Raw genomic sequence first — 16179 nt, 5'->3', positions numbered from 1 at the left:
TTCGGGCGGCGTAAGTTCGTTGGCCTTACTTTGGCCACAGGGGGCGCTGTAATGTCCCCTGCCCGCCTCGCCGCCCGCTCGTCGTCGGAGCTTTGGGTTCCACCTGAAGAGGCCCCGCATCAGGCCACACTGATGCAGTGGCCAACCAGCCGACGTGTCTATCGCGACGCATCTTTCCTGCGTGACGTACAAAACACCATCCTAAACATTGCCAACACCATCAGTCAGTTTGAGCCGGTCAAGCTGTTGGCCGAGGCAGAACTGCACGCCAAGTTGCAACCGCGCCTTTCATCCAATGTTTCGCTTTGGCCCGTCCCGACAGACGATCTCTGGTGCCGCGACAGCGGGCCTCTTTTTGCCAAGGACAGCAACAATCGGAATGTCATTAGTCACATCCGTTTCAATGGATGGGGTGGCAAACAGGTGCATCAAAACGATGGTGCCGTTGCGCGGCGAGTCAGCGAGCTCTTGGGGGTAGACATCATTGATTCTGGATTGCGCGGTGAAGCTGGTGGCGTTGAGCACGATGGACACGGCCGTCTGATCGCTCACGAAAGCAGCTGGGTGAACCGAAATCGCAATCCGGGACTAAGCCGCGAGGAGATCGGCGAGAGGCTGTGCAATGCTTATGGCGCGGAAGAGATAATCTGGAGCAAGGGTCTCAAGGGAAGAGACATCACCGATTATCATATCGACAGCCTTGCACGGTTCACCGGTGCTTCGCGGGTTCTGGTCAATCTGCCACGCAACGTGGCGGGGCGTGATCCCTTTCACCAGGCTGCGGTTAATACACATCAGACATTGGTCACGCGCGGCTTGGAGGTCGAGGTTATTCCCGAACCAGACCGGCCTCGGGCAAAGGGCCGGGATTTTGTCGCCTCATACGTGAACTATTATGTTTGTAATGGCGCTGTGATTTGCCCTCAGTTCGGGGATCAAGAAACGGATGCCATTGCCCAAAAGGTTTTGGCGAGGCACTATCCTGATCGGGACATCGTCCAACTCAATTCGGACAACCTGGGTTGGATTGGTGGCGGTATTCACTGTGCCACTCAGCAAATACCAGCCTAGAGCAAGAGCTGCTCAGCGTCCTTTGAACAAACCACCTAAAATACCACGCACCAACTTGCGGCCTGTTGTGCCTGTCAGTTCTTTCATCACCATCTTGCCCATGGCTTCGCCAAAACTATCGGTATTCCGGTTGCGACGGGACGTTGAACGCGTCACCCGGGTTCCGGAATAGCGGCGTCCGGCATTGTACTCGCGCTCAGCAGTCGAGAGGTCCTCATCGCGTTCTTCCATCACGGCGGCATCGGTTGCAGCCTGATCGGCGCGCTGTTTCAGAATTTCATAAGCAGACCGTCGATCCTGAAGCTGTTCATACTTTCCGGCAACAGGAGAGGCTGCGATGACCTGCTTGCGAAAAACCGCATCGATGGGCCCAAGCTTGGAAGATGGTGGACGGATCAGCGTCCGCTCTACAACACCCGGCACACCCTTTTTCATCAACATCGACGTGACCGCTTCGCCCACGCCAACCTGTTGGATTGCTTCTTCGGTAGAAAACCGAGGGTTGTCGCGGTAGGTTTCGGCGGCCAGTTTCAGCTGTTTCCGGTCCCGCGCCGTAAAGGCGCGCAAGGCATGCTGGATACGGTTCCCAAGCTGGCCGAGGATATCTTCGGGCACATCGCTGGGGTTTTGTGTGATGAAGTAGATCCCCACCCCCTTTGACCGGATAAGGCGGGCGACCTGTTCAACCTTGTCGATCAACGCCTTGGGCGCGCCATCAAACAGCAAGTGGGCCTCGTCAAAGAAAAACACAAGCTTGGGTTTGTCCGGGTCCCCCACTTCGGGCAGCTCTTCGAACAATTCAGACAAGAGCCACAGCAGAAACGTTGCATACAACCTGGGTGAGCCCATCAGCTTGTCAGAGGCTAGAATGTTGATACGGCCACGGCCATCGGAATCCGTCTGCATGATGTCAGATAGCGCCAGGGCAGGTTCTCCAAAAAGCTTGGCACCGCCCTGGTTTTCCAAAATCAACAGACGACGTTGAATGGCGCCGATCGAGGCGACAGAAACTGTGCCATAGCGCAGGGCCAGTTCCTGACGGTTTTCTCCAACCCAGACCAGCAGGGATTGAAGGTCTTTCAGATCCAACAGTGGCAAGCCCTGTTCATCGGCCAACCGGAAGGCAATATTCAGGATACCCTCTTGTGCTTCGGTCAACTCCATCAGACGTGAGAGCAACAACGGCCCCATCTCGGCGACCGTGGTGCGAACAGGGTGGCCCTGCTCGCCAAAGAGGTCCCAAAACGTGACTGGGAAACGGCTGTAGGCGTAATCGTCAAAGCCGATCTTGGCCGCACGATCCGTAAAGGCTTGATGAAGCTTGAAACTCTCGCTGCCGGAATCTGCCAGGCCGGAAAGGTCCCCCTTTACGTCTGAGAGAAAAACCGGGACACCGGCATTCGAGAATCCCTCAGCGAGGATTTGTAGTGTCACGGTTTTTCCGGTCCCTGTCGCACCCGCAATCAATCCGTGCCGATTGGCGTACTTTAGAGTCAAACCCTGTTGGGTGGCATAGTCTTCGCCACCTCCTCCTAGAAAAACCGTTTTATCCAAAGACTTGTTCCCTCTTACACTCGTGTGCGACCGCGACCAAAATACATCGTTAACTTATCTCTGCCACTGTTGATTTTGTCCGGCGCGTTCTGGTGACACGCGCCGACGGACTTCCTCCCTGTCAGACTGGGCCGCCTCGACTTGTGCGGCCCTTTTTTTGTGAAAAATCAGTCCTCAAACCGGTTTTTTTACTGTTGACGGGTCCGCTTTTTCTTCGTAGCGTTTCGGCAATGAATAAGTCGGCCAGTCCGACGGGGAGTGAAAATGGAAAAGAGGCCTTCGGGCCTCTTTTTCTTTTTAGGCCCCAAAGAGCGATTTTCCGCTTTGTCTGAATATGTTGCTCGCATCGCGATGACATTGTCAGATAGCCATGTTAAGCCGAGGCGCAAATGTAAAACGCCAAAAAATGGAACTATAGAAAATGTCCAAGTTACGCTTTGTCATGACCGTTGCTATGGCAGCGATACTGAGCACGCCGCTGGCAGCCCAAGTCGGCTCATTGTCAGATGGTTCCCTGATGGACGGGTCGACAACTGCGCCCGTACAATCTGATGGAGAAGAGTTTACCCGCGAGGTCATTGGGGATTGGGCATTGGAATGTGCGACGACCGGACCTGAGCCACGCCCCTGCCGCATGCATCAGGTTTTGAAGGATGCACAAGGCAGTGCCGTAGCCGAAGTCACAATGTATCGCCTGCCTGAAGGGGCACCAGCTGCCGCAGGTGCAACATTTATCGTGCCGCTGCAGACGCTGCTCCCACAACAGTTGACGCTGGCCCTGGATGGGGTTTTGGCCAACCGCATCCCCTATACCTATTGCACCCAGATTGGTTGTCTTGCCCGTATGGGTATTTCAGCGATTGAAGCCGAAGCTTACAAGAACGGTCAAAACGTGACCGTCTCTCTGGTGCCAGCCATAGCTCCGGATCAGGTTGTGAGCGTGAACATGTCATTGAAGGGCTTCAAAGAAGCCTATGACAAGGCAACAGTTGTCGCCAACTAAGCTTCTTGCACCTGCTAACGAAGAAAGAGCCGCCGGATCAGGCGGCTTTTTTGTTGAATGCCTAGGATCAAACCTTGCGAAGGGCCAGCACAGCGTTCAGTCCGCCGAATGCAAAGGCGTTTGACAGGGCCACGTCGACTTTCGCCTCTCGGGCAGTGTTTGGCACCACGTCCAAGGCACACTCAGGATCTGGTTCTTCATAGCCAATGGTCGGGGCAACTATGCCCTCGCGCAGTGCCATTATGCAGGCCAGGAGTTCAACTGCACCGGTTCCACCAATCAAATGCCCGTGCATGGATTTGGTTGAGGAAATCATCAAGCTATCCGCATGTGGTCCAAAGACGTCGGCGACGGCCGCACATTCGGTTTTGTCATTTGCAGCGGTGCCAGTGCCGTGTGCATTGATGTAGCCGACATCTTCGGCATTTATCCTGGCGTCGGAAAGGGCCCCGGAAATGGCCCTTGCTGCCCCTTGTTTCGAGGGCATGACGATATCTGCAGCATCTGAAGACATTGCAAATCCAATCACTTCAGCAAGGATATCCGCCCCGCGTGCGCGTGCATGTTCATACTCTTCGAAAACAAACACGCCGGCCCCTTCGCCCTGCACCATCCCATTGCGATTGGCGCTGAACGGGCGGCAGGCGTCTTTCGACATGACACGCAGCCCTTCCCAGGCCTTGATGCCGCCGAAACACAGCATCGACTCCGAACCTCCGGAGATCATGACAGGGGCCACACCGCTGCGAACCAACTGAAAGGCCTGGCTCATCGCGTGGTTGGACGACGCACATGCCGTAGCCACAGTGAAACTCGGCCCTTTGAGATTGAATTCCATACTGACGTGGCTGGCGGCCGCATTGTTCATGAGCTTTGGAACAACAAAGGGGTGCACCCGGTTCTTGCCGTCTTCGTAAACGGAACGATAGTTTTCGTCCAAGGTCTGCATGCCGCCACCCGACGTGCCCAGCACAACACCGGATTTGGCGGCCATCTCACCTGAAAACTCCAGGCCCGACTGTGCAATCGCTTCGCGGGCAGCCACCAGGGCAAATTGTGTAAATCGATCATAGAGCGCCATTTGTTGGCGATTGAAGCGCCCTTCCGCCTCAAACCCTTTGACCTGGCCGCCGATCTTGATTGCCAGCCGATCCACGTCTTTCATCTCGAGCGGACCAATGCCGCAGCGGCCTTCCTTCATTGCCTCAAAGGTCTCGGCCACGGTCTGGCCAAGGGCATTGATGGTCCCTGCTCCGGTGATGACGACTCGTTTCATGAGGCTTTGGTTCCGATTGATCTTAGGACTGATCTGCGATCAGCTTTTCGATACCCGCCACAATGGTCGCAACTGATGAAATATCAAAGTCGCTTTCTGTGGGGTCGTTGGCATTGAACGGCACTGAAATGTCAAAGGCTTCTTCAATGGCAAAGATGCTTTCCACCAGACCAAGGCTATCGATGCCCAAATCCTCAAGCGTGCTTTCCATGGTTACGTCCGAAGGTTCGAGAACGGCCTGTTCGGCAACAATACCAATGACCTTGTCCTTGACGCTCATTTCCTAGTCCTTTCCGCCCAGCTTGGCAGTGATTTAGTCATTCGAGCCGCGCTTTGAAATGCTTTTTTGCAGTTTGGCAACATCGCTGATCAGTCTCGGCAGGCGCCGCAGCCCTTTGTACATCTCCAGATGCGTCTCCATCTTCACGGCAGGAGAGCCGAGCATCACGCGGCCTGCGGGCACTTTGGACATCATCTTGGTCGCGCCGCCAGCGATCACGTTGTCGCCTACGGTGGTGTTGTCCGTGACGCCACATTGACCACCCATCACGACGTTTTTGCCGATCACCGTGGAACCAGCAATGCCACATTGTCCGGCAAGCAGAGTATTGTCGCCAATCACCACATTATGGGCAATGTGGACGAGATTATCGAGTTTTACGCCATTGCCAATCACCGTGTCGCGAATGGTCCCGCAATCAATGCAGGTGTTGGCACCAATCTCGACATCGTCCCCTATTGTTACGGACCCCAAGGAATGGATGCGGGCCCAGGCCTGAGATTTGATGTCACCCTGATCTCCAAGGCTTTCGCGTGCTTCTTCGACACCGGATTTTTCAGGTGTGACAAATGAGAACCCGTCTGATGCGATACGTACACCTGGCTGCATGAAGACACGTTCACCAACGGTGGCACGCGCGCCGATCGAAACCATTTCTCGCAAGTACCCCCCCTTGCCCAGCGTCACATCCGCACCGATCACGCAATGCGGCCCAATAGTGCAACCGTCGTCTATTTTGGCGCGGGGGCCCACCACGCTGAGCGCGCCAATCGTGACACCTGCTCCAATGACTGCGCTGGGGTCAATCACTGCGGAGGGATGAATGCCTTTGCCAAAATGCTGACCCGGGTCCATAAGAGCAGAAAGGCCGGACATACCAAAGCGTCCCCGCGGAGATTCAATGGCCGCTTCCAGCCCCAACGCTTGCCAATCAGCACCCGGCCAGACCATCGCGGCCCGAGCCTTGCCCTGTGCCAGTCCACCAGCAAACTTGGGGTTCGTCAGAAGAGCGAGATCTCCGGCACTCGCCTCAGCGGGTTCTGTGACGCGTTCAACTGTAAGAGCGGTGTTTCCAAATGCCCGCGCCGCGATGGCGTCGGCAATCTGCTGGATCGTATAAGCCATGTCTACCCCGCGTATTGCGAGGCATTATTTAGCCCTGAACCGTGCGCAACACCACCCCTTCATTGGCCATTGCCTTCCAGATTTTGGCATCACGTCCATAAACATCCCGACGATATTGCACCGGTCCTTTGGCATTGGTGAAGGCCGTGCGGTAAATAATGTGGACCGGGATTGGCTGTTTCAGGTCAACCTGGGTTTCACGCCCGGATTTCAGATGTTTATGAAAGACTTCTTTTGGGTTGTCTTCTTGCACTGACAGTAAGGTGTAGGCGAAGTCAAAGGGCTGCTGCAATCGAATACAACCATGGCTGAATGCGCGGGATTCACGGGCGAACAGGCTCTTGGCCGGGGTGTCATGCAGATAGATGTTGTGTTTGTTCGGGAACATGAACTTGACCAGACCCAAGGCGTTTGATTTCCCCGGTGGTTGCTTGATGTCAAACGGGAATGAACGTGCAGAATACTGGGTAAAGTCCACGTTGCCCCGGTTCACCACCCGACCACTGCCATCAATCAGCCTGAGGTAGCTGACAGCATTCGGATTGCGCTGCAACATCGGCAGGTATTCCTTGGTCGCGATCGAGCGTGGGACATTCCAAGTCGGGTTGATGACCATGTGTTCCATAACATCGGAAAACTCGGGGCTTCGACGGTCGTGCTGGTTCTTGCCAACTACCGAGCGGGTTTTAAAGGTGACTTTTCCATCATCCACGATCCGGGCATGGAAATCGGTGAGGTTCACCAAAACATGCCGCTGCCCGCGGTCCTTGTTCAGCCAGCGTTCACGCTCCATGGCCACCATAACTGACTGCAAACGATAGTCCGGAGACCTGTTGATCTCGGTAATTGTGCCACCACCGGCCACTCCGTCGGCGTCCAAGCCGTGGTCGATCTGGAACGCCTGAACTGCCTTTTCTACTGTGCGGTCGAATTTGCGACTGGCGCTGCGATCAAGATACCCCATCGCCATCAGACGGTTGCGAAGCGCAACAACCGCGTTGCCGCTGTCGCCGGGTTCGAGTTTCTTGGCGTTGACCTTTGGCCCCCACCCGCCAGAGGCTGTGACCCGCTCAAGGCGCATCTTTTCTTTCATCAAGCGCAGGTATTCGGGTGTGCGGGGGGCGAGATCCGTGATGTAGCGTTGTGGATCAGCCTCTTGCAGTTCCACCAAATACAGCTTTTGATCACGCACCGGCGCTTCGCGCACGATACCATTGTCCAGAGATGACGGCTTGAACATACCGGTTTGAACATCGCGGGCATAAGCCACATAGGCCTTGCTCATCGCGACCTCCAACAAACCCAGATCACGTGGCGTACGTGCCCCGGCCATTTGCTGATAAAGCGTGTCAAACCCGTAACGATCAATCGGAAGCGCGTGGTCATCAGCGTTTTGCAGTGCGCTCATTAGAGCTTTGCGTCGCGCCAGGCCTTGTGATCCTTCTGCTGTCCAAATCGGCTGATAGCCGTTTTCACGATAAAAAGCAGCGACTTCATCGTGGCGGGCTGCGGACTCTGCCACGGCCTGCTTGAAAGCCGTCACTTGAGCACTGGCGGGCAGTACGGCACCAGTTCCCAAAAGCACCGCAGACAGCCCGGCAACCGCAACAAATCGCTTAATCGAATAGAAAGACAACATCATCTAGACTCATCCGCACTTTAACCTTTGACCCTCTATGTTCCCGGAAAGAACACCTCTGTCTATTCACAAATGCTTCAACCGGTTCATTTCGATATACAATGATGCCAGTCGGGCGCAGAAATGCGGAGAACAGGACACATCAGATCGAATTCAGCAGGTTTTTGCCTAAAACCCTTGAAAGCAAAAGCTTGCGGCAAATCAGCACTTGGTTGGCGATTCGATCTGTGTCATAAAATGCGCACACTTGGGGATGGTAACAAAAACTGCGATGAATCGTAGTGAGGTAGCGACGGGACAGGCGCTTTAACAATGACCGAATCCAGCTCTGTGAGCTTCACACGGCGCGGCCTTTTACGCGCGTTTGCGGCAACGACAGTTGTCGCGGCTCCAACCTTCTCAAATGCAGCAGGTTTCCTTCGGGGAGCCGGTGATATCCGGCGCATTCGGATGTACTCCGGGCGTACCGGTGAACGGCTCGACACGATCTATTGGATCGAGGGCGACTACATCAAAGACGCCGTGAAAGAGGTCAACAAGTTCATGCGCGATTGGCGCACCGATGGCGTCAAGTCAATTGACCTGCGCACTGTCGACATCATGGCCGCCTCGCACAATATGTTGGATGTAAACGAACCCTACATGCTGCTTTCCGGCTATCGCAGCCCGGAAACCAACGCCATGCTGCGCTCGCGCTCGCGTGGCGTGGCGAAGAACTCGCTGCACATGAAGGGGCAAGCCGCAGATCTGCGTCTCGCCTCGCGCTCGGTCAGCCAAGTGGCACGTGCCGCATCCGCCTGTCGCGCTGGGGGCGTTGGGCGCTACTCTGGCTCGAACTTTGTGCACATGGACTGTGGCGTCGTGAGGACCTGGGGACGTTAATCCGACCTTCTCAGAAGCAAGCTTTGAAACCGGTCCAAATGGGCCGGTTTTTTGTGTCATGGCGCATCAGTGCATAGTGTTATGAGGCGCGCAAAGTCATGCACGTCAAGGCGATCGAATTGCTGGCTCAGATCTCGGATATCTGCCGCGCGATCTCTGCCAATCACCGGGTCAGCCAGCAAATGAAACTTGTCCAGAATCTCACCGTCACTCAATGGCATGTCCGGATCGCCCCGAGGTGTGCGGGGTTTGTCGACCAAGCGCGTTCCATCCTGCAGGATCAAAGTGATCTCGGCCCAACGTTTATCGGTGCTCATCTCGGTCATTTTGACATCATCGATCAACGTGGTTGCCCGGCTGAGACGCAGGATTTCCTGGTCTCTTAACGCCTCGGACGAAAGCTCCGACACCCCGACCTGCCCGCGGGCAATCATCGCGGCAACCGGAAAGGCAATGGCATAGGCAAATTCATCCTGATTTTTTGGCTCATATCCCGCAAGCCGGGTTGCGTAGTGAAACGTTTTGATCTCGATTGAGGCCACATCGTCAGGCGACAGGCCATGAGCTTGCATCAGGTGCGCGGCACCATCAACCGCCGGGTGGGACCACCGACAACAGGGGTAAGCCTTGTAATGGGTGTGATCGACCAACCGCCACCCCTGCCCCAGATCTTTCCAGAATGGTTCAGATCCCGGCCCCTCGCACGTCAGGGCCGGTGCTCCTGTGAACCCTTCCATCGCAAGATAGGCCGCCGTAACACCGGATGGCGCGCCCCACCCGACGCCATCGCGCACATTGGTGGGAAAGTCGATACAGCGCATCATCTGGCTGCGTGGGCCGTGGTATTCGCCAATCCCGGCCGCCTGCCGGATAATCTCAGTGCCCCCACCCAGCATTCGTGCGCCCGCAGCCGCTACACCCACAGCGGTCCAGGCGCCCGAGGTGTGATAATCGGCACAGGTGGCGTGTTGCACCAATCCTGCGCGGCAACTGACTTCGTAGGCAATGGCCAGTATCGTGGCAAAGCGCTGTCCGTCCAAAGGTCTGTCCTGCGCCTGTGCCATCGCGATCAGGGCGGGGAAAACCGCAGAGCCGACGTGGCCTTTGCACGGCGTTGTGCCATCATGGGCGTCGATACTGTCGACGGTAAAGGCCCCTGCCATGGCTGCCCCTGCGGGACTGACGGCACGCCCGTCCATCAGCATTCTGGATGCACCTGCGTTGCCCGGTCCAAAGAGAGCAAGCGCGGCTTTTTGCGCAATGGCTGACATCGGGGTTGTACTGCCTACAGCTGCAACGCCCATGGTATCCAAGAAACTACGGCGCAAAACGGCCAGCACAGCATCTGGAAGGTCGTCGAAGGTCAATGCGGCGGAAAACGTATCAAAGCGGGGCGGCATGGCGGACATCCTTGTTCCGGGTCCCTGCACGTGAACGCAAAGCCCTGAGTCGCACAAGCCCGCTCACCCGCCGCACTGCAGCGACTTGGCTTGCACAAATAAGAACCGGCCTGACTATGGAAGGTATTCGAACACAGCTCTTACGCCACGGTGACGCAAAATCTCGTATGGTAGAACCAGGTTCAATTGGGTTGGCCCTACGCAATCGAGCCAAATTCAGATTTTCAGGAAAGGTTGCAGCAGTCGTGGAATCAGGCTGTTGAACTTCAATTTGGCATCCGTCGCCGCCAAACAGATACATGCAGGTCCTTCCTCGGCAACGGGTGTGTGATTTAAATCGGGTAGGCCAAGTTCCACATCGCCACGGGCAAATCGCCCGGTCTCGTCCCGAAAAGCCCCTTGCAACACAAGCGTGAGTTCCAGGCCGTTGTGGCCGTGATGCGGCATTGCACGCCCGCCTGGAATGTACAAAAGGCGCACACTACCGCTTCTGTTCTGTGACAGGATCGACTGTTTGACGCCCATCCCCAAACTCTTCCAGTTTGGCATCTGACCGGGAAACAACTCTGCGACCGGAGCGGGATATATGCCTTTGGCTTGCGGCGTGGACGGCAAGGGATCGGGATTATCCAGCATGTCAAGGACCCGCGATCTGAGCGCGGAAGAGATTGGTTCCCTTGATGTTGCCTCTATGACCTGACCACCAACGGTCGCGTGGCCCTCTGACACCGCGCGGCATGTGTCGCACACCGAAATATGCGCGGCCACCACCACGGCATAGGCGTGCGGCAGGTTGCCTGACGCATAAGCCAGCAAAAGCGGCTCGGGGATATGATGACGAATGTCACTCATGTTTCACGCATGGATTTCAGATCGTGTCGTAGTTTTTCAAGACCTAATCTAATTCGGGATTTGATGGTGCCCAGAGGCAATCCTGTTTGTTCCTGGATCTCCTGATGGGTCAGCTCGCCCAAATAGGCTTGTTCGATCACATCCCTTTGTGACGGTTTCAAACCAGAGATGGCGTTGCGCAATTTGCTGGCCTCTTGTTCTAATGCCACGATCTGGCTGCTGTCCAGTTCGGTGAATTCGGGCTGTTTGATCTCTTCGGGAACGGGTCGGCTTTCCTTGCGCTGAATGTCAATTTGACGATTTCGGGCAATGCGATAGATCCAGCCGGAAACCTGGCTTTGATGCGGGTCGAATTGCGCCGCTTTATGCCAGACAGACAACATGACATCCTGCACGATCTCTTCGGCCTGCGCCGAACTTGTGCCGCCACGCATGATGAAGCCTTTCAGGCGGGGAGCATAGTGGTCAAACAACTGGGCAAAGGCCGACTTGTCGCGTCGATCCCTCACCGCCAGCATTAAAGCTGTCTGTTCACTTATGCCTGTGTCTTCCACCCAGTGGATCCGTGCTCTGACCTCGTTTCCCGTGACAACAGGATAGGGGCAACTACACGTGCCATGCGAGTCATTTTGAGGAGATTTTGGCGCACCTTAGAGGATTCGAACCTCTGGCCTCTGCCTTCGGAGGGCAGCGCTCTATCCAGCTGAGCTAAAGGTGCGTCAGGGGCGGTATAGCCAGAGCCACCGCCCCTCGCAATCGGATTTTGCCGTTAGGCAAACAATTCGTGCGCCAATTCCAGCGCCTCGACCAGTTTGTCGACTTCGTCCGTCGAATTATAGAGCCCAAAGGACGCGCGGCAGGTAGCCGTAACGCCCAGGTGATCCATCAAGGGTCCTGCGCAATGGTGCCCTGCCCGAACGGCAACGCCCTTTTTGTCGAGAATCGTAGAGATATCATGGGCGTGCGCGGCCCCATCGAGGGTAAAGGAAAAAATAGCCGCCTTGTCAGCGGTGGTTCCCTGCACTTGCAACCAGTTCAACCCGGTGAGTTTCTGCATGGCATAGTCCCGAAGGCTTGCCTCATGAGCGGCCACATTCTCCATGCCCAATTCCATCAGGTATTCCAAGGCCACACCAAGACCGATGGTCTGAACGATCCCCGGAGTACCTGCTTCGAACTTCATTGGTGGATCGTTATAAACCACCGCCTCTTTCGAGACTTCCTTGATCATGTCGCCGCCACCGATAAAGGGGCGCATTTCGGCCATTCGTTCCGCTTTGCAAAAAATCGCACCGGAACCCGAAGGACCATAGAGCTTGTGACCCGTGATGGCATAGAAGTCGCAGCCAATGTCTTGGACGTCGACAGGCGCGTGAACCGAGCCTTGCGAACCATCGACCAGAACCGGAACACCCTTGGCATGGGCGCCTTGGGTGATGGATTTCACATCCACCATTGTGCCCAGCACGTTGGAACACTGGGTGATCGCAACCAGCTTGGTCTTGGGACCGATCGCGTCCAACACAGCCTGCGGGTCCAACGCCCCGGCCGAATCCACATCAACCCATTTCAGAACAACGCCCTGGCGTTCCCGCAGAAAATGCCAAGGCACGATATTGGCATGGTGTTCCATCACAGACAGCACGATTTCATCGCCAGCTTGCATCCGTGGCATCGCCCAGCCGTAGGCCACCATGTTGATACCTTCGGTTGTCCCGGAATTCAGCGCAATCTCATCTTCGGAGGCCGCATTCAGGAACCGCGCGATTGTGCCGCGAACAGCTTCATACTTGTCCGTTGCTAGATTAGAAAGGTAATGTAAACCTCTGTGAACATTTGCATATTCATGAGAGTAGGCTTGTGTGATTGCGTCAATCACCACCTGCGGTTTTTGCGCCGAAGCGCCGTTGTCGAGGTAGACCAGAGGCTTTCCATTCACTTCACGTGACAGGATTGGAAAGTCTGTTCGGATTTTCGCGACGTCATACATCAGCGTATTCCCATTGCTGTGACGCCGATGACGGACATGAAGAGGGACATGCCCACGACCAATCCGACCAGCGCTAAGACGATTGTCAAAACGGCTTTGCCGCGATCAGGAAAGCCCTGCGCTACCGTTATGAAGTTGATGAGGATCCAGATGCCGTAGAGCGCCGCCGCCATGGAAAACAGCCCGGCAAGCATCGGAACAAACACAAAAAGAACAAGAAAGGCCACGTCGGCCAGGCTTTGAACGCACAAAAGCCAAGCCATGAGGCTCACGAGGTCAGGCAATTGCGCTTGCCCCTCCAAGAACCGCCCAATCCAGAACAGCGCAAAAATCATCACAGTGGTCAAAGAGAATGACGCGGCGAGGTAAGTCACCGGTGTGCGAATGACGGGCATCCAGAAGTCGTCAGGCAAAGGAAACAGCGTGAGGTTTGTGAAATAGACAAACGTGTTAATGATGGCGGCCAACAAGAGCGCCATCCAGGCTGCCTCTCGTGGTAAGTTGATACCAATGATGCTGCGCCCGGCATCTGCCGGTGCATAGATCGTTTGAATCAACAGAGCCCGCAGAAATGAGATCATGTCTGTGCCCTGCCCGCTTGTCGCAATCCAGAGAGCCAGAACCAGAGAAACACCACAAACCAGATTAGGCCAACAATTTGTTCTTCCAGACCGGGCCCCAGGAATCCGCGCACCAACCCATGCAGTAGAAGCATCGGCGTGGTCGCCAAAATCGCCCAGAAAAGAGCAAAGCGGCTGGCGTAGCCGCCGCCCTTCCATCCTGCCAGGCCCAGCAAAAAGCCGACAACGCCTGCAAGAATGTAAAAAATCAATGGGGCCATGAACATCAAGGCGAACAAAGATCCGCCCATCAGCGGCCCCATGTCCTGACCTTCCAAATGAGCCACACGCGCATTGTAGGGCCAGGAGGAAACAAAGAGCATGGCGCAGCCAGCCATTAGAATGGCAAGCGCACGATCTTCGCGTTGCCCAACGGCCAAATGGCGCGCCACAACTTTGTGTGGCCCGCCATAGGTTGCAGCAATGTCACGTAGGACGGACATCAGCCGTGGCGTCTCCGGGACAGCCATGCTTCAAGACGCTCGTAGATTTCTTCGGCGATGGTTTCGTCGTCAATCTCGTCAAGGGCTTCCGCAAGAAAGGCCAGTGTCAATAGATCGGTTGCCTTTCCATGAGGAACACCGCGCGCGCGCAAATAGAACAGCGCTTCTTCGTCAATGGCACCGGAAGTGGAGCCATGCGAACAGGCGACATCGTCTGCATAGATTTCCAGCTCGGGCTTTGCGTAGAACTGGCTGTCACCGTCCAGCAGCAAGGATTGGCTGATCTGGTACCCGTCTGTTTTCTGCGCGTCGGGTTTCACAAGGATCTTGCCTTGAAACACCCCAGTAGCTCCGTTGCAAAGGACCTTTTTAAAGACCTGACGGCTTTCGCAATTCACGCCGTCATGAGTGATGAAAACGGTATCATCATGATGGAAATCGCCATCCCCCATACAAGCGCCTGCGATGTGCACCACGGCATTGTCGCCGGTCAGTTCCACCATCACTTCATTACGGGTCAATACACCGTTCGCGGTAAGGGTGAAGCTCTTGAAAACCGATTCCTCGCCCATGCGTGCAAACATATGCGTGACCGCGCGACGCTCGTGATCGCGTCCCTGCGCCCGCACATGATGCAAGGTGCCGCCATCCGCAATGTCGATCTCCATGCATTTGTTGAAACGTGCCGCTGCAGGTCCATTTTCAAGGATCGTTACTTCGGCCCCCGTTTCCACGCGAACAACGTGGTGTAAAAACACGTCGGAGTCGGTGGATTCGTGGAAGTATACCAAGCTAATCGGCTTGGAAGGCGTTTGCATGACGCGGATTGCCACGCCATCTCCGGCAAATGCCGTGTTCAGCGCCGCGAGCGGTCGATCAACCGGGTCATGGCCGGCTGCTTCCAACTCACCATAAAGGTCTTCGGCCCAATGATCATCCGTACAGCAGATGTCCTCCAGCCGGTCCACCTGTATGCCTTCGAGGTTCAGGTCATCCGAACGGGCAGGATCAAAAACCCCGTCGACAAATACGATTTTTAACCTGTCGCGCCCACTGAAAAATGGCACTTCATCCCCTTGGAACAAGGCTGCTTCAGGTGCTTCGGGTTGCACCAGCGTATCTGGTCGAGTCCAGCGCCAATACTCATCCCGTCGCCCTGGTAGCCCCATGCTGCGTACGCGCACAAGCGCTGCTTCACGCGCCTTTGCGGTGCACCCCACGTCAGGTAGTGTCATCGATGACAGCCGTTCCTCTGTGGCAGTCATTTTGCGGTCATCGAGTGCCATCAGGCCACCTCCGCCAGAATGTCGGCGTAACCGTTGTTTTCGACTTCCAGCGCCAACTCTGGCCCGCCGGACTTAACGATGCGGCCGTCTGCCATGATGTGCACCACGTCGGGTTTGATGTGGTCCAGGAGGCGTTGATAGTGGGTAATCACCAGGAAACCGCGGCCTTCATCACGTAGAGCGTTCACCCCCTCGGACACCAGCTTCATTGCATCAACATCAAGGCCTGAATCGGTTTCATCCAAGATACACATCTTGGGCTCTAACATGGCCATCTGCAGGATCTCGTTGCGTTTCTTTTCACCGCCAGAGAAACCTACATTGACGGGACGCTTCAGCATATCCGCGTCGATCTTCAGCGTCTTCGCTTTGGCTCGGATAACCTTCAAGAATTCAGCCGCGCTCATCTCGTCTTCGCCGCGCGCCTTGCGTTGGGCGTTTACCGCTGTGCGCAGGAAAGTCATGTTACCAACTCCGGGGATTTCCACCGGGTACTGGAAGGCCAGGAACAGGCCAGCTGCAGCGCGCTCTTCGGTCTCCATATCCAGCAGGTCTTCGCCGAGAAGCGTGGCGCTTCCGCCAGTCACCTCGTAACCATCTCGCCCTGAGAGCACATAAGACAGGGTCGACTTGCCAGACCCATTGGGACCCATGATCGCGTGCACCTTGCCCGCTTCTACTGTCAGATCCACCCCTTTCAGGATTTGCTTGTCTTCTTCTTCAAGTTTGACCTTCAGGCCTTTGATTTCCAGCATTTT

16 protein-coding genes and 1 tRNA gene are annotated in these 16179 nt (G+C 55.7%); 3 read left to right on the top strand and 14 right to left on the bottom strand.

From position 1 onward, the window contains the following. Positions 1 to 51 precede the first annotated feature (51 nt). A complete protein-coding gene (locus EK369_RS02240; protein ID WP_127112049.1) occupies positions 52 to 1071 on the top strand; it encodes an agmatine deiminase family protein in 1020 nt (339 codons plus the stop codon). Positions 1072 to 1083: 12 nt separating this feature from the next. On the opposite strand, the gene EK369_RS02235 is transcribed toward EK369_RS02240, so the two are convergent. Then, on the bottom strand, positions 1084 to 2625 hold the full coding sequence (locus EK369_RS02235) for a helicase HerA-like domain-containing protein (protein WP_127112048.1): 1542 nt from the start codon (positions 2623 to 2625) through the stop codon (positions 1084 to 1086). A gap of 442 nt (positions 2626 to 3067) precedes the next feature. Here EK369_RS02235 and EK369_RS02230 point away from each other — a divergent pair, with 442 nt between their 5' ends. Beyond that, positions 3068 to 3628, top strand: coding sequence for an invasion associated locus B family protein (locus EK369_RS02230; protein WP_164726812.1), 561 nt, complete (start codon positions 3068 to 3070; stop codon positions 3626 to 3628). 67 nt (positions 3629 to 3695) lie between these two features. On the opposite strand, the gene EK369_RS02225 is transcribed toward EK369_RS02230, so the two are convergent. The 4 genes from EK369_RS02225 to EK369_RS02210 are packed head-to-tail and all read right to left on the bottom strand — an operon-like array spanning position 3696 to position 7951. Continuing rightward, entirely contained in the window at positions 3696 to 4904 is a 1209-nt protein-coding gene (locus tag EK369_RS02225; RefSeq protein ID WP_127112046.1) for a beta-ketoacyl-[acyl-carrier-protein] synthase family protein, read from the bottom strand. Positions 4905 to 4926: 22 nt separating this feature from the next. Then, positions 4927 to 5184, bottom strand: a complete 258-nt coding sequence (locus EK369_RS02220; RefSeq protein WP_127112045.1) for an acyl carrier protein — start codon at positions 5182 to 5184, stop codon at positions 4927 to 4929. Positions 5185 to 5217: 33 nt separating this feature from the next. Then, the gene (locus EK369_RS02215) at positions 5218 to 6309 is read right to left on the bottom strand and encodes a UDP-3-O-(3-hydroxymyristoyl)glucosamine N-acyltransferase (RefSeq protein ID WP_127112044.1); all 1092 of its coding nucleotides are present in this window, start codon (positions 6307 to 6309) and stop codon (positions 5218 to 5220) included. A 28-nt stretch (positions 6310 to 6337) separates the two neighbouring features. Continuing rightward, positions 6338 to 7951 carry a L,D-transpeptidase family protein gene (locus EK369_RS02210; protein WP_127112043.1) on the bottom strand — a complete coding sequence of 538 codons (1614 nt, stop codon included), beginning with the start codon at positions 7949 to 7951 and terminating at the stop codon, positions 6338 to 6340. Positions 7952 to 8260: 309 nt separating this feature from the next. Here EK369_RS02210 and mepK point away from each other — a divergent pair, with 309 nt between their 5' ends. Continuing rightward, complete coding sequence (gene mepK, locus EK369_RS02205; protein ID WP_127112042.1) at positions 8261 to 8830, top strand: peptidoglycan L,D-endopeptidase MepK; 570 nt, start codon at positions 8261 to 8263, stop codon at positions 8828 to 8830. A 56-nt stretch (positions 8831 to 8886) separates the two neighbouring features. On the opposite strand, the gene EK369_RS02200 is transcribed toward mepK, so the two are convergent. The 9 genes from EK369_RS02200 to sufC all read right to left on the bottom strand — a co-directional run bounded on the left by EK369_RS02200 (position 8887) and on the right by sufC (position 16176). Next, a complete protein-coding gene (locus tag EK369_RS02200; protein ID WP_127112041.1) occupies positions 8887 to 10230 on the bottom strand; it encodes an MmgE/PrpD family protein in 1344 nt (447 codons plus the stop codon). Between the two features lie 216 nt (positions 10231 to 10446). Next, positions 10447 to 11082 carry a ChrR family anti-sigma-E factor gene (locus EK369_RS02195; RefSeq protein ID WP_127112040.1) on the bottom strand — a complete coding sequence of 212 codons (636 nt, stop codon included), beginning with the start codon at positions 11080 to 11082 and terminating at the stop codon, positions 10447 to 10449. Further along, entirely contained in the window at positions 11079 to 11600 is a 522-nt protein-coding gene (locus EK369_RS02190; RefSeq protein ID WP_127112500.1) for a sigma-70 family RNA polymerase sigma factor, read from the bottom strand. Before EK369_RS02190 ends, EK369_RS02195 begins: the two co-directional genes overlap by 4 nt. A 123-nt stretch (positions 11601 to 11723) precedes the next feature. Beyond that, a tRNA-Arg gene (locus EK369_RS02185) sits at positions 11724 to 11800 on the bottom strand. 51 nt (positions 11801 to 11851) lie between these two features. Then, entirely contained in the window at positions 11852 to 13072 is a 1221-nt protein-coding gene (locus EK369_RS02180; RefSeq protein WP_127112039.1) for a cysteine desulfurase, read from the bottom strand. Then, positions 13072 to 13653 (bottom strand): YIP1 family protein, encoded by a 582-nt coding sequence (locus tag EK369_RS02175; RefSeq protein WP_127112038.1) that lies wholly within the window; start codon positions 13651 to 13653, stop codon positions 13072 to 13074. Before EK369_RS02175 ends, EK369_RS02180 begins: the two co-directional genes overlap by 1 nt. Then, positions 13650 to 14135: a YIP1 family protein gene (locus EK369_RS02170; RefSeq protein WP_127112037.1), complete on the bottom strand. Its 486-nt coding sequence runs from the start codon at positions 14133 to 14135 to the stop codon at positions 13650 to 13652. The genes EK369_RS02175 and EK369_RS02170 overlap by 4 nt, the downstream gene beginning before the upstream one ends. Beyond that, positions 14135 to 15421, bottom strand: coding sequence for a Fe-S cluster assembly protein SufD (sufD, locus tag EK369_RS02165; protein ID WP_127112036.1), 1287 nt, complete (start codon positions 15419 to 15421; stop codon positions 14135 to 14137). The genes EK369_RS02170 and sufD overlap by 1 nt, the downstream gene beginning before the upstream one ends. After that, positions 15421 to 16176, bottom strand: a complete 756-nt coding sequence (gene sufC, locus EK369_RS02160; RefSeq protein ID WP_127112035.1) for a Fe-S cluster assembly ATPase SufC — start codon at positions 16174 to 16176, stop codon at positions 15421 to 15423. Before sufC ends, sufD begins: the two co-directional genes overlap by 1 nt. Between the last annotated feature and the right edge of the window lie 3 nt (positions 16177 to 16179).

Origin of the sequence: Shimia sediminis (assembly GCF_003990645.1) — a bacterium.
Lineage (GTDB): Bacteria > Pseudomonadota > Alphaproteobacteria > Rhodobacterales > Rhodobacteraceae > Shimia > Shimia sediminis.
This window is presented reverse-complemented; position numbering and strand designations above follow the sequence as displayed.